12 protein-coding genes and 1 pseudogene are annotated in these 13,771 nt (G+C 36.3%); 11 read left to right on the top strand and 2 right to left on the bottom strand.

What is annotated here, in order from left to right; all coding sequences use genetic code 11:
- Positions 1-129: 129 nt before the first annotated feature.
- Together RDN22_RS06285 and RDN22_RS06280 are read right to left on the bottom strand one after the other, a co-directional pair.
- Entirely contained in the window at positions 130-486 is a 357-nt protein-coding gene (locus RDN22_RS06285) for a bacteriocin immunity protein (RefSeq protein ID WP_308556824.1), read from the bottom strand.
- A 5-nt stretch (positions 487-491) separates the two neighbouring features.
- A complete protein-coding gene (locus RDN22_RS06280; RefSeq protein WP_308556823.1) occupies positions 492-1,256 on the bottom strand; it encodes a DeoR/GlpR family DNA-binding transcription regulator in 765 nt (254 codons plus the stop codon).
- Between the two features lie 295 nt (positions 1,257-1,551).
- Here RDN22_RS06280 and RDN22_RS06275 point away from each other — a divergent pair, with 295 nt between their 5' ends.
- The 11 genes and pseudogenes from RDN22_RS06275 to RDN22_RS06225 all read left to right on the top strand — a co-directional run bounded on the left by RDN22_RS06275 (position 1,552) and on the right by RDN22_RS06225 (position 13,769).
- A complete protein-coding gene (locus RDN22_RS06275; RefSeq protein ID WP_308556822.1) occupies positions 1,552-3,951 on the top strand; it encodes a phosphoketolase family protein in 2,400 nt (799 codons plus the stop codon).
- A gap of 61 nt (positions 3,952-4,012) precedes the next feature.
- A pseudogene (locus RDN22_RS06270) lies at positions 4,013-4,779 on the top strand (patatin family protein).
- 530 nt (positions 4,780-5,309) lie between these two features.
- Positions 5,310-7,190: an alpha-glucoside-specific PTS transporter subunit IIBC gene (locus RDN22_RS06265; protein ID WP_308556821.1), complete on the top strand. Its 1,881-nt coding sequence runs from the start codon at positions 5,310-5,312 to the stop codon at positions 7,188-7,190.
- Between the two features lie 61 nt (positions 7,191-7,251).
- Positions 7,252-8,064, top strand: a complete 813-nt coding sequence (locus RDN22_RS06260; protein WP_308556820.1) for a MurR/RpiR family transcriptional regulator — start codon at positions 7,252-7,254, stop codon at positions 8,062-8,064.
- On the top strand, positions 8,048-8,545 hold the full coding sequence (locus RDN22_RS06255; RefSeq protein ID WP_308556819.1) for a hypothetical protein: 498 nt from the start codon (positions 8,048-8,050) through the stop codon (positions 8,543-8,545). Before RDN22_RS06260 ends, RDN22_RS06255 begins: the two co-directional genes overlap by 17 nt.
- 20 nt (positions 8,546-8,565) lie before the next feature.
- A complete protein-coding gene (locus RDN22_RS06250) occupies positions 8,566-9,051 on the top strand; it encodes a PTS glucose transporter subunit IIA (protein WP_308556818.1) in 486 nt (161 codons plus the stop codon).
- A 126-nt stretch (positions 9,052-9,177) separates the two neighbouring features.
- A complete protein-coding gene (locus RDN22_RS06245; protein WP_308556817.1) occupies positions 9,178-9,444 on the top strand; it encodes a hypothetical protein in 267 nt (88 codons plus the stop codon).
- A 37-nt stretch (positions 9,445-9,481) separates the two neighbouring features.
- Complete coding sequence (locus RDN22_RS06240; RefSeq protein ID WP_308556816.1) at positions 9,482-10,138, top strand: nitroreductase; 657 nt, start codon at positions 9,482-9,484, stop codon at positions 10,136-10,138.
- Between the two features lie 88 nt (positions 10,139-10,226).
- Complete coding sequence (locus RDN22_RS06235; protein ID WP_308556815.1) at positions 10,227-11,597, top strand: hemolysin family protein; 1,371 nt, start codon at positions 10,227-10,229, stop codon at positions 11,595-11,597.
- Positions 11,598-11,700: 103 nt separating this feature from the next.
- Entirely contained in the window at positions 11,701-12,270 is a 570-nt protein-coding gene (gene hpt, locus RDN22_RS06230; RefSeq protein WP_308556814.1) for a hypoxanthine phosphoribosyltransferase, read from the top strand.
- 275 nt (positions 12,271-12,545) lie between these two features.
- Entirely contained in the window at positions 12,546-13,769 is a 1,224-nt protein-coding gene (locus RDN22_RS06225; RefSeq protein ID WP_308556813.1) for an MFS transporter, read from the top strand.
- The last annotated feature ends 2 nt before the right edge of the window (positions 13,770-13,771 follow it).

Here is a 13,771-nt window from a genome sequence, read left to right as displayed (position 1 = left end):
TTGTTCTTTATTAAATTTAGTCATAATAAAAGACCCAAAAGTGTCTAACTTTTGGGTCTCACTTCATACTAAACCTTGATTTAACAGCTTTTTTATTTGGATTCACTTTTTTCATCTAGAGTAGATACGTTAAATTTTAGCAAATTGTTCTACTGAATCAATTGGACTTAAATAAACGTAAGAAAGATTTATATATTTTGTAGATTCAGTTAACTTTTTCATAATTTTTACCTGTTCGTCAGTCAGACGCAAATGATGCATTGCAACCCTAGCTTGAATATACATCACTAATTTGCTGGTGTATTCAAGAGGATGATCGTTTTCATCGAATTTGTTAATTACAAGACCAATTACGTCTCTTATTTGACGATAGCGCCCAATATTCATTTCATTATAAATATCACTGAAGAAGCTATTATAGAATTTTTTAAGTTCTTGATATACTTCTTTTTTGTCAGGCTCTTTTGGTTTGAAAAAGTTAAACATAATGATTACTCCTTTAACACAGATATGATTTGCGTTTTTGAATTAAAATGTCGTTTAACTTCATTAGATAAAGGCGTATCAGTAATTAATACGTCAACTTTGTCTAATGAAAGTGACATATATGGAGAAGTAGTCTGATTGGTAAATTTGTATTTTTCAGCGATTAATACAATTTGATTCGCACGCTGGGTAGCGGCACGGACAATTTCGGCGTCATCCATTGATGCAGTATAAACACCGTCATCACCTACTTTAGAGCCGCCAATAAAAGCAGTGTTGAAACGCATCCTTCTAATAGTTTCAAGTGCAGCTTCTGAATAAATATAGCGCTGTTCTTTATTAATAATGCCACCTAAAAGTCTGACAGAAGGAAAATCAGAGTTTAATAAGCTTAATGCATTATCAATCGAATTGGTTACTATTTGCATGTCAACACCGTTAAGCATGGGACAAAGCAAATTAAGAGTAGTAGAGGAACCAATGAAATCACATTGACCAGGATGGGCGAATCTTTTTGCCATCTTGGCCATTTTCAGTTTGACGGGAGATTGAACCTGACTTCTAGCAAGGAAACCAGGTACATCATTTTGGTTAATTGCCATCATTCCGCCGTGAATTCTCACAGCTTGACCTGTTGTAGTCAGGTGAATTACATCGCGGCGAGCCGTGTCAAAAGATACACCAAACTTTTTAGCGATTTCTTTGGTTGATACTTGGTGCTCTTTTTGAAGCATCTTCTTAATGTGTTTTAATCGTTCTTCTTGGATCATTTTTCCTTCTCCATCAATAAACTAACATGTTCAATAAAAAAATGTATTTGTTTAATCAGCGTTTTATATTTATTTATAAGCATTTATCTGTGTATAAAAGAATAAACACTTATATTAAATGCCCAAAATATTGATATTTCAAGCTTTATGCCATATTGATTTTATTCAAAGCACTTATTTAAAATGGTAGGATCCAATTAATAGATAAGTTGATATTTATTTAAAAATTGGTATTATATAAGTATAAAGAAAAAGATCAATAAAGAGTATTACTCATGTGCTCAAAGGAGAAAAGATGACAGTTAATTACGATTCAAAAGATTACTTAAAGAGCGTCGATGCTTACTGGCGCGCTGCCAATTATTTGTCAGTTGGACAATTATTTTTAATGAAAAATCCGCTGCTCAAGAAGCCTTTGACAGCTGAAGATGTTAAGCCAAAGCCAATTGGTCACTGGGGTACTATTGCTCCGCAAAACTTCATTTATGCTCACTTAAACCGTGTACTTAAGAAATACAACTTGGATATGTTCTATATCGAAGGTTCAGGTCACGGTGGTCAAGTAATGGTTTCTAACTCATACCTTGATGGTTCATACACTGAACGCTATCCAGAAATTACTCAAGATGAAAAGGGTATGGCTAAATTATTCAAGCGATTCAGTTTTCCAGGTGGTGTAGCTTCTCACGCTGCTCCTGAAACCCCAGGTTCAATTCATGAAGGTGGGGAATTAGGTTATTCACTTTCACACGGTGTAGGTGCCGTTTTAGATAACCCAGATGTAATTGCTGCCGTTGAAATCGGTGATGGTGAAGCTGAAACTGGTCCACTTGCAGCAAGTTGGTTCAGCGACAAGTTCATCAACCCAATTAAAGATGGTGCTGTTTTGCCAATTCTTCAAATTAACGGTTTCAAGATTTCTAACCCAACTATCGTTTCAAGAATGAGCGATGAAGAATTAACTGAATACTTCCGCGGTATGGGTTGGGATCCACACTTTGTTTCAGTCTTTAAGGGTGGCCGTTTCGATGGTGAAAAGGATCCAATGCAAGTTCACAAAGAAATGGCTAAGACCATGGACGAAGTAATTGAAGAAATTAAGGCCATTCAAAAGCACGCTCGTGAAAATAATGATGCTACATTGCCACATTGGCCATTGATTATCTTCCAATGTCCTAAGGGCTGGACTGGTCCAAAGAAGGATCTTGATGGCAATCCAATTGAAAACTCATTTAGAGCACACCAAATTCCAATTCCTGTATCACAAGGTGATATGGAACACGCAGATATGTTGACTGACTGGCTTGAAAGCTACAAGCCTGAAGAATTATTCAATGAAGATGGTTCACCAAAGGAAATCGTTACTGAAAATACTGCTAAAGGCGACCATCGTATGGCTATGAATCCAATCACTAACGGTGGTAAGGATCCTAAGCGTTTGAACTTGCCAGATTACCGCAACTTTGCTCTTAAGTTTGATAAACCAGGTTCAGTTGAAGCACAAGACATGGTTGAATGGGCTAAGTACTTAGATGAAGTAGCAAAGCTTAACCCAACTACATTCCGCGGCTTTGGCCCAGATGAATCTAAGTCGAACCGTTTGTTCAAGCTTCTTGATGATCAAAAGCGTCAATGGGAACCAGAAATTCACGAACCAAATGATGAAAACTTGGCTCCAAGTGGTCGAATCATTGACTCACAATTGTCAGAACACCAAGATGAAGGCTTCCTTGAAGGCTATGTTTTAACTGGCCGTCACGGCTTCTTTGCTACATACGAAGCATTCGGTCGTGTAGTAGACTCAATGCTTACTCAACATATGAAGTGGCTTAGAAAAGCTAAGGAACAATACTGGCGTCATGACTATCCATCACTTAACTTTGTTGCAACTTCAACTGTGTTCCAACAAGACCACAATGGTTACACTCACCAAGACCCAGGTATTTTGACTCACTTATATGAAAAGAATCGTCCAGATTTAGTTCATGAATACTTACCATCAGATACCAACACTTTGCTTGCGGTAGGTGACAAGGCATTTACTGATCGCGAATGTATCAACGTTTTAGTAACTTCAAAGCAACCTCGTCCACAATGGTTCTCAATTGAAGAAGCACAAAAGTTAGTTGATAAAGGCTTAGGCTACATTGATTGGGCTTCAACTGATAAAGGTGCTAAACCTGATGTTGTATTTGCTTCAACTGAAACTGAACCAACAATTGAAACTTTAGCTGCTATTGATATCTTGCATGACAAGTTCCCAGACCTTAAGATTCGTTACATTAATGTAGTTGATGTGATGAAGTTAATGTCACCAAAGGACAACAAGAACGGTTTGTCAGATGAAGAATTTGATCGCTTGTTCCCAAAGGATGTACCTGTAATCTTTGCATGGCATGGTTACAAGAGCATGATGGAATCAATTTGGTTTGCTCGCAAGCGTTACAATGTACATATTCACTGCTATGAAGAAAATGGTGATATCACTACTCCATTTGACATGCGTGTCTTGAACCACCTTGATCGCTTCGACTTAGCCAAAGATGCTGTTGAAAGTGTTGAAAAGTTGAAGGGCAAGAATGCTGACTTCATTAGTCATATGGATGACTTACTTGAAAAGCACCACCAATACATTCGTGATAATGGTAAAGATATGCCAGAAGTTACCGAATGGAAGTGGAAGGGCTTGAAGTAATTTTTAAATAAGAATAAATTAGACCTATGCTAAAAACATAGGTCTTTTTTTGGAGGAAAAAATGAAGAGCGGATTGGTATTAGAGGGCGGCGCAATGCGAGGACTATTCACTGCGGGCGTGCTCGATGTGTTATTGGCAGAGTATTGCGCTACAACTTAAAATATGCTGGCAAAGATTATTATGCTAGTTGGAAGTCTTGGAGAAGATCTGGCAACTTGTATGCAGCCAACTTTTGTTATCATGTTTTGCCTGAAAAATTGGATGTTTTTGATAAAGAAGCTTTCATGAATAATCCAATGAAATTCTGGTGTGTAGCAACAGATAGTGCAACAGGTGAGCCTGTTTATCATAAATTGAGGGATGCTGGCTATAGCGATTTAGAGTGGATTAGAGCATCTTCTTCAATTCCGTTTTTTGCTCATCCTGTAGCAATTCATGGTCATTATTATTTTGATGGTGGCGTTTCAGATTCTATTCCATATGACTTTTTAGTAAAAAACAATTTTGATAAAAGGGTGGTAATTCTAACCCAGCCTAAGGAATACCGTAAAAAGCAGAGTAAATTGTATCCAATTGAAAAAATTGTTTTGCGTGAATATCCTGCAGTTTTAAAGAAATTAGCTACTAGGGCTGAAGATTACAATGCGGTTTTAGATAAAATTGAAACAGATGAAGAAGATAAAAAATGTTTCGCTATTAGACCGCCATATCCGCTTAATATTGGCACTCTTGAAGAGGATAAGGGTGAAATTAAGCGTGTATATGAAATCGGCCGTAAAGAAGCTAAAAAGGTTTTACCTGCTTTGACTGAATATTTAAATAACTAAATTAATTGAGTGTGAAAATAATTCGCACTCAATTTTTGTTTCATCCGAAATGAAATATTTTGCACTTAATTTTACATATATACATAGTTTATATGGATAGCATATTTCTTGACAAGCTAAAAGCGTATGTAAAGCAAATTGTTAAACATAAGCTACAAAAGGAATGAAAGCGCTTGAAATAATTGGTCTAGATAGATTGAGTAATTTGAAATATATTTCAGCAAGTGAAATAATCCTGTAATGCTATGAAACACCAAGTCATCATTTGCAAAAACGCTTACATTAGATAAAAACTATGGTATAAATAAAATGTAAGCTAGCTACGAGAGATAGAGTAAGATCTAAATTTGATATCATTTAGATTTCTGTCTCGATCAATTTGTTTGAGGAGTAATACTTATGAGTTTCATAAGTAGATGTTAGTTGTCTTGAGCACCTTGCAACTAACTGGATTTAGTGAAATAAGATATAGGTGTAAACGCAAGAATAAGTTAATTTATTTAATTTCTTTCTTCGAGAGGTAAATTATTATGATGCAAAAGTTTCAGCGGTTTGGGGCCGCTATGTTCGTCCCAGTTATGCTGTTCTCGTTTGCGGGTATTGTCGTAGCTCTAGGAAGCTTGTTCAATAACCCAACACTGTTTGGCTCACTAGCCAACCCAGGAACAACATGGAACTCTGTTTGGGACACAATTTCAGCCGGTGGTTGGACAGTCTTCAACCAAGAAGGTATTTTGTTTACGGTAGGTCTTCCTATTGGTTTAGCTAACAAAGCTAGAGGTAGAGCAGCCATGGAAGCAGTTATTGCTTACTTGACTTACAACTACTTCATCGGTGCAATGCTTACCCACTGGGGTGCAGCATTTGGTATTCCTAACTTTGACAAGATTCAAATTGTTGCCAACGCTACTAACCACGGTTTAACTAACATTGCTGGTATCAAGACTCTTGACACTAGTATCTTAGGTGCCTTGGTTGTTGCTTTGATCGTTGTATGGTTACACAACAAGTACTTTGACAAGAAGTTGCCAGACTGGCTTGGTACTTTCCAAGGTTCAACTTATGTCTACGCACTTAGTTTCTTCGTAATGATTCCATTAGCTATCATTACTTGCTGGGGCTGGCCAAAAGTTCAATTGGGTATCACCGGCATGCAACACTTCATCGTAGATAGTGGATTTGTTGGTGTTTGGATTTACACATTCTTAAACCGTGTATTGATTCCTACTGGTTTGCACCACTTGCTTTACATTCCATTCCAATTCGGTCCAGCCGTTGTTGACGGCGGTTTGCAAGCTTACTGGTTGAAGCACTTGGCAGAATACGCTGCAAGCGCAAAGCCATTGTCACAACTTGCTCCAATGGAAGGATTCCAGATTTACGGTAACGAAAAGATCTTCTTAGTTCCATTTATCTGTTACGCATTCTACGCAACTGCTAAGAAGAACAAGAAGAAGCAAACTTCTGCTTTACTTATTCCAGCTGCTTTAACTTCAGTTTTAGCAGGTATTACTGAACCAATTGACTTTACTTACTTGTTCGCTGCACCAGTTCTTTGGATTGTTTACTCAGTATTGTCAGCTACTATGAACACAGTAATGTGGGCATTTGGTTTAAGAGGTTTCATGTCAGATGGTGCCATTGGTATCGCATCAATGAACTGGATTCCACTTTGGGAACGCCACTGGCAAACATATTTAATGCAATTTATCGTTGGTATTATCTTCGGTATTATTACTTACTTCGTATTCAAGATCATGATTGAAAAGTTCAACTACGTAACTCCAGGTCGTGAAGCTGATGACGAAGACGTTAAACTTATTAACAAGAAAGAATACAAGCAAAAGATGGCTGCTAAGGCAGCTGGCAAGGATGCAAACGACCCTTACATCGCAAGAGCTACTGCTTACCTTGACTTATTAGGTGGTGCTTCAAACATTACTGAATTGTCATCATGTGCTACTAGATTACGTGTAAGTGTTGCTGATCCAAGCAAGGTTGCTCCAGACTCACAATTTAAGGCAAACAAGGCCGTTAACGTTGTTCACCACGGTAAGGCTCTCCAAGTTATTGTTGGACTTGACGTACCTCAAGTTTTGGATGAAATGACTCAATTGATGCAACAAAGCGGTAATGACGCTAAAGTTTCAACTGAACAAGACAATCCATATATTGAAAGAGCAACAGGTATCGTTGACCTTCTCGGTGGTAGTGAAAACATTAAGGACGTCATCGCTTGCTCAACTAGAGTAAGAACTCACGTCTTTGACACTAAGAAAGTGGCTCCAGATTCTGAATTCAAGAAGATTGCAGATTCATATGAAGTTCAACACAGAGACAATAACGAAATTGACATTGTTGTTGGATTGGATGCCGATCAAGTTGTTGATCAAATGAAACAATTACTATAAACTGTAAGCGCTTGTGGTATTATTAATATATAAATTATATATTGATAAGGACACAGTGAGTATGGCAAATTTAAGATCAATGGTCTATAACAGTAATACCAAACTGAATGATTCTGAAAAACAGATAATTCAATTTGTGTTAAATAATCCAAAAGACTGTAGCAAATTAAGTCTAGCCAAGTTAGCTAAAAAGCTATATGTATCCGAATCTGCAATATTTCGTTTATGTAAAAAACTTGGCCTGAGTGGTTACAGTGAACTGAAATTTGATTTGGTAGAACTTGCCGAATCAAAACAAAAGCCAGTCAAAATTGAAAATAATTTTGCAAAAGAGCTTAGCAAAGTGAATATGGATGTATTAAAGTATTTCAAACAACGAGACTTCAATGGTCTGTATCGTGATTTGGATAATGCTAATACCATTTATATTTACTCTACTGGCTGGCAGCAAGAACTGATTGCACAATATTTAGCTCATGAACTCTTTGTAGTGGGTAAACATGCGACAGTTCTGCCGTCAGCACTTGATGAGTTAAAAGCAGCAGGCCGCTTTGCACAAAAAGGCGATGTCTTGTTTATCATCTCGTTTACAGGTGACAATAAGACAATCAATGAAGAGATTACCAAGCTTGAGTTAATTAACGATAAGTTTAAATACGTTTCTTTCACTAACATGATGCAAAACAGATTAGCTTCGCTTGTTCAGCACAATATTTATTTTCCTACAATCGCTTTTACAGATGATGCTGATTTTAAGAGCGGCAAGGTTGCTTTTACTCCTGCTTATTATCTAATTGACTTGCTTATTAGTGAATATGTAGCTTGGCAACAAAACCAAGGAGAGGATGTTGAGATTAATGTGGGCAATAAGTAAACAAAAAGTTGGAAACTTTTTCAGCCGAATATTACAGAGCATGCATTTAGATGCTCAAAAAATTATGAAGTGGTATTCCTATATACTGTTCATTGCTCCATTATGTTTCTGGGCATTGCTTGCAATACAGAGTGGTGTTTCTAATGTATCGATTCAATCGCTTATTATGAAACAACCAGCTATTGCAATTGGAACAATCATTGCGATTGTAGACTTTGTGCTCGGTTACTATTTACTATTAAATAAAAAGAAGTTCATGGTTAACCGCCAGACTTATCGCTTCTTTATGGTAAGTCAGTTACTTGGACAGATTGTTGTCGGCAACTTGCTTTGCGCAATTTTAGCTGCCTTGGGAATGTACAGGGCAACTGCTTTGAAAAAGACGCAAGATAATGTAAGTCCTTTGATTATGGCTATTTCAATCGTGTCAGCCATCTTGCTCATTGGATGCTTTGCGTTGGTATTGTTACTTGAATTTTAGAAATCCAGAGGTTATGAATTATGTTTAATTTCTTTAAGAAAAAGAATAAAGGTTTGGAAGTAGATGCAGTAGTTGATGGTACAGTAATGCCAATTACTGATGTAAATGATGATGTCTTTTCAACTAAGATGTTAGGTGATGGCTTTGCAATTAAGCCAAGCGATACCCACATTTATGCACCAGTTGACGGAACTATTTCTACACTTTTCCCAACTAAACACGCCATCGGCATTAAGACAGACAATGGATTAGAAATTTTGATCCACTTGGGTCTTGATACAGTAGAATTAAAAGGTGCTCCGTTTACAGTAGATGTTAAACAAGGCGATAAGGTAGAAAAGGGTCAACCTTTAGCAACCATGGATTTCAAGCAAATTACAGATAAGGGTTACGATGATAGCTGTATTGTTGTTTACACCAACATGGATATGGTTAAATCCGTTACTCCTGTTGAAAAAGGTACAGTTCAACATTCCCAAAAAGTACAAACTGTTGAATTTAATTAGTCGCTTCCCCCTCTCTTAAGTAGAACTTTAAGACTAATTAAAAAAAGATGGTTTAAAAGCTTAGCTTCTTAACGGAAGTTAAGCTTTTTTTGTTAAGATATATAATAGGAAAGAGAGGAATTGCCAATGAAAAAATATCGTCCAAATACTAAGGCAATTATTGTCGGAATAATCTTTATGCTAGTAGGAATTATTTGTTGGGTAGTTAAAGCTTCATTTATTCCTAATGGTGCGGTATTCTTATTTCCAATAGGATTGCTATTAATTTGCATTGGCGGATTGACAATGACTATTACTGCTTTTATTTCAATGCGTAAAAATGATTTGGCGATGAGTGCCTTTTTAAGAAAACAAGAGCAAGAACGAAAAGAAGCAGAAAAAAGTAAAAGATAAAATTGTTGAGTAAGTTTTTAGAAGGATTTGGTGGAAAATGAATTTTAAAGAAGTTTTTCAAAATGAACATGTAACACGGAAATTTACTAACAGAAAAGTTCCTGAAAAGGCAATTGCTGAAATTGTAAAGCAAGCACAACAATCTCCATCACTGCTTAATTCTCAGCCTTGGCGTGCCTATGTGTTAATGGGGGATGCCTTAGACGAGTTTAAAAAGGCTGCAGTTGAAAATGCTGATAACAAAGTTAAGCCAAATGAAGATTTTGCATCAATGCTTTCACTTGATTGGGACACCTTCCCAAGCAGCAATATGGCAACTATGGGTGCTTCACAAAGCTTCTTCTTTAGAAATAAATTGAATTTATTTAATGAAGCTAATAAGACAATGTTCAATGCACCAGCAATTATCTTTTTGACTATTCCAAGACAATCACCAGCTTGGTCTGTATTTGACTTAGGAATCTTTGCACAAAGTATCATGCTTTTAGCTGTTAACCGTGGATTGGGAATTATGCCAGCTCACTCAATGGTGTCATATCCTGACTTGGTAAGAAAATATGCTGGAATCCCAGAAGATGAATATGTAGGAATGGCAATTGCTGTTGGTTACATTGATAGAAATGCGGAAATCAATGATCCAATCTTTATTCCAAAGAGAGTTCCATTTAGCAAGATTTATAAGGTAACTAAGTAGCTGAGACTTGTGTAAAACTGAACTATTTTAAGTAATAAATGGTAGAATAGGTTTTAGTAAATAATTTCTAAAAAAAGGTGATAATACTTTGAGTCCAGCTCAAATAGTAACTAATTTAGTTGCAACGCTATTAATTTTTATTGTTGCTTCTTTCTTTGTAGCCGCAGAGTTTGCCCTTGTGCAAACTAGACCTAGTCAGCTTGAAGATATGCTTGCTAAAGGACAAGGCAATAAGAAGAAGCTACGTCGTGCACTTCACATGACGCATAACTTGAATGAATATCTATCAACAACTCAGGTTGGTACTACTCTTGTAGGTGTAGTATTGGGTTGGTTTTCTGCGGATACTTTCGCAGTGATTTTGGAAGATTTGTTTCATTTAACTCCAATGAGTGAATCTCTCATTAAATCAGTCAGTGCTATTTTAGGTGTGATCTTATTAACTTACTTAGAAGTTGTATTGACAGAAGTCGTACCTAAGAATATCGCTATTGATAAACCTGTGGGCATGATGATGTTGATTGTAACGCCACTTCATGTTTTCCACACAATCGTTTATCCATTCGTTTGGCTGCTGAATACTAGTTCCAACGGTATTTTGAAGTTAATGGGCTTTACTCCAGCTGATGAAGAAAATGAAGTATATTCTCAATCTGAAATCATTAAATTGTCACGTAACGCTGTGCATGGTGGTTCTCTTGATAAAGAAGACCTCACTTACATGGAGCGTGCCTTTGAGTTAAATGATAAGATCGCTAAGGATATCATGACAGATAGAACTAGATTATCTGTTCTTGATTCAACTGATACGATTGAATATGCTTTGAAAAAGTACCTAGAAGAGGGGTACAGCCGTTTTCCAGTTGTACGTGATAATGATAAGGATGATGTTGTAGGTTACGTCTATGCTTATGATATCGTCCAACAGAGCCAAATTGATGCAAAGGTACCTGTAACTAGAATTATTAGAACTATCATTACGGTTCCAGAATCAATGCCTATTCAAGATATCTTGCACTTGATGATTTCTAAGCACACGCCAATTGTCTTGGTAGTTGATGAATACGGTGGTACTAGTGGTATCGTAACAGATAAGGACATTTACGAAGAGCTCTTTGGTTCTGTTAAAGATGAAATTGATGATGTTTCTGATGATTACATTATCAAGGACAAAAATGGCAATGTTCATGTTTCTGGTAAAACAACTTTGTATGACTTTGAGCGTTTCTTCCATACTGATTTGAAGGCCTTTCAAGATAGTGACATCATTACCATTGGTGGTTACATGATGGAACATTATCCTAACTTGAAGAAGGGCGAATCAGTTGAACTAGAAGGCTACAAGTTCGTGCTTGATAATATTGAGCAAGGATTCATGCGTTGGTTTATTGTTGAACCAATCAAAAAAGATAAGAAAGCTGATTCTGCTGATTCCGATCAATCAAAGAAGGAAAAATAGCAATTATTCAGTAAAAGCGTCAATTTTGACGCTTTTTTTGTTTAAAGATGTTATAATTTCTTTTATCAGAATTAGTTAAATATAGGATTGAAGGGTAGACTAAATGGTTAAAGGCGACAATATTAACGATATTATTGATCACAAGTTATTTTCTGAAGAAGATATTCATCAAATGTGCGTGCGACTTGGCAAGCAATTAACTGAAGACTATGCCGGCAAGAAGCCATTGGTTGTTGGTGCACTTAAGGGTGCGGTTTATTTTTTAACAGATTTGACCAGACAAATGGATGTAGCTCATCAATTGGACTTTCTTGATATTTCTAGCTACGGGGATGGTTTTGAATCAAGTGGTAAGATTAAGATCATCACTGATTTGAGTGCTGATGTTAAAGATCGCGATGTTTTAATTGTCGAAGATATTGTTGACACTGGTTTAACCATGAAATACATGAAGGACATGATTCGCGAGCGTGGTGCTAAGAGCGTTAAATGCTGTGCACTTCTTAATAAGGAAGCTCGCAGAAGCAAGGACGTTACAGTTGACTACTACGGTTCAAAGGTTGGTAATGAATTTGTAGTCGGCTATGGTTTGGACTTCTTGAACATGTACCGTAATCTTAATTATGTTGGCGTTTTAAAGCCAGAAGTTATTCAAAAATACGTTAATAAGTAATTGATTGATAAAAAATAAAAAGCCATTACTCTTTAGTTACTGTTAGAGTAATGGCTTTTTTGATACAATAAACATAATTTTTAAACAGGAGATGAAGATCTAAATGTTAACCATTAACATTTTAGGTTTAAGCTTGCGGCTTAACTTTTTCTTACAAGCCGTTAAGCGTTACTTGAGGCTCAACCCCGACTTTAACTGAAAGCTCGGGGTTCTGAAATAACTTTTCCCTGGCTTTCAGTAGTACTGATATAAGTATTATGAATAGGAATGGGAAAATGTTGAAAATTAATAAAAAAGAAAATGCTAATGTTCGTTTGTTATTGATGGGACGAATAGCCACTAATATTGCTGATTCACTGTTTTACATGGCCGTATTGTGGTTCTTCAAAGTTAGATTTAATTCACCACTAGTTTTATCGTTAATTTTTATTGCCGATTCGACTATCGATATGATTAGTTTTGTCTTTGGTCCAATTATTGATCGTACAGATATTAAAAAACTACTGAAATACGTAACAGCTGGTCAAGCAATTTTTAGTTTGCTTACAGCAATATTGTTCAAAATTAATATAATGCAAGACTTAGCAATTGTTATTTTGCTTGTGTTATATGTAATTTCAACGATTGGTTCAACTTTGATTTATCCAGCTGAAGAAAAGATTTTGCCTGAAATCGTTGCTAAGGATAAATTGTTAAAAACTAATGGCATCTTTCAAATGACATATCGCACGTTAGATCTGTTTCTTGATGCTTTAGCTACGGCTCTAATCACGTGTTTCTCACTTGATTTTACAATGATTATTTCCATGCTTGTCTTTGCTAGTGCACTGTTTTTCTACGCCCGGCTTTATTTACCTGAAAAAGTATTACAGCCAGATGAAGAACTGGTTTCTGGTAAATATTGGCAGGATCTTGTTACAGGATGGGAAATTTTACGTCGTGAAGGACGAATTCTAATATTAATTGTTCCGTTTGCGATAACTAATCTTTTCTATGGGATTGCAAGCATTGGTTTACCATATTTTGCTAGTCATTATTTGACTAAAACAGCTTTAGGTTACGGAACGCTAGAATTTGCGTCATCTATTGGTGGTTTGCTTGGCAGCATGGTTGTGCAAAAATTTTCATTTGGCAAAAACAAATTGGAGCGCTTTGTAACTATTTGTCTGTTTTTAGCAGGGACTTCGGTGATTCTTGAGCCCGTAGTAGGACGAATAGATAGTATTAAAGTGATTGGGTTGATCTTGTTCTTTGCTAGTGCTGCATTTTGGATCAGTATGATGAATATCAACTTTGAGGTGTTAGTTCAGGAAAGTTTTGATTCAAATGTTCTAGGGAGAATAAATACAATTAACTCAAGTATCATTTCATGTATGATTCCAGTAGGTTCATTTTTAGGTGGTATTATTGTGCAGCATTTTGGTGCTGACTGTGCCATTTTTCTTGAAGGTATTGCTGAAATTCTAACCGCAATTTATTATTTTATTGTTTTCAAATAAAT

Source organism: uncultured Lactobacillus sp. (assembly GCF_902491705.1).
In the GTDB taxonomy this organism is placed as follows: domain Bacteria; phylum Bacillota; class Bacilli; order Lactobacillales; family Lactobacillaceae; genus Lactobacillus.
The sequence above is the reverse complement of the archived record's forward strand: the minus strand, read 5'-3'. Positions and strand labels throughout refer to the sequence as shown.

Excerpts from the sequence above, each read along its gene's own strand:
- RDN22_RS06250 (WP_308556818.1), top strand. The coding sequence starts at position 8,566 with ATGTTTAATTTCTTTAAGAAAAAGAATAAAGGTTTGGAAGTAGATGCA.
- RDN22_RS06285 (WP_308556824.1), bottom strand. The coding sequence starts at position 486 with ATGTTTAACTTTTTCAAACCAAAAGAGCCTGACAAAAAAGAAGTATAT.
- RDN22_RS06280 (WP_308556823.1), bottom strand. The coding sequence starts at position 1,256 with ATGATCCAAGAAGAACGATTAAAACACATTAAGAAGATGCTTCAAAAA.
- RDN22_RS06245 (WP_308556817.1), top strand. The coding sequence starts at position 9,178 with ATGAAAAAATATCGTCCAAATACTAAGGCAATTATTGTCGGAATAATC.
- RDN22_RS06275 (WP_308556822.1), top strand. The coding sequence starts at position 1,552 with ATGACAGTTAATTACGATTCAAAAGATTACTTAAAGAGCGTCGATGCT.
- RDN22_RS06265 (WP_308556821.1), top strand. The coding sequence starts at position 5,310 with ATGATGCAAAAGTTTCAGCGGTTTGGGGCCGCTATGTTCGTCCCAGTT.
- RDN22_RS06260 (WP_308556820.1), top strand. The coding sequence starts at position 7,252 with ATGGCAAATTTAAGATCAATGGTCTATAACAGTAATACCAAACTGAAT.
- hpt (WP_308556814.1), top strand. The coding sequence starts at position 11,701 with ATGGTTAAAGGCGACAATATTAACGATATTATTGATCACAAGTTATTT.
- RDN22_RS06225 (WP_308556813.1), top strand. The coding sequence starts at position 12,546 with ATGTTGAAAATTAATAAAAAAGAAAATGCTAATGTTCGTTTGTTATTG.
- RDN22_RS06255 (WP_308556819.1), top strand. The coding sequence starts at position 8,048 with ATGTGGGCAATAAGTAAACAAAAAGTTGGAAACTTTTTCAGCCGAATA.
- RDN22_RS06240 (WP_308556816.1), top strand. The coding sequence starts at position 9,482 with ATGAATTTTAAAGAAGTTTTTCAAAATGAACATGTAACACGGAAATTT.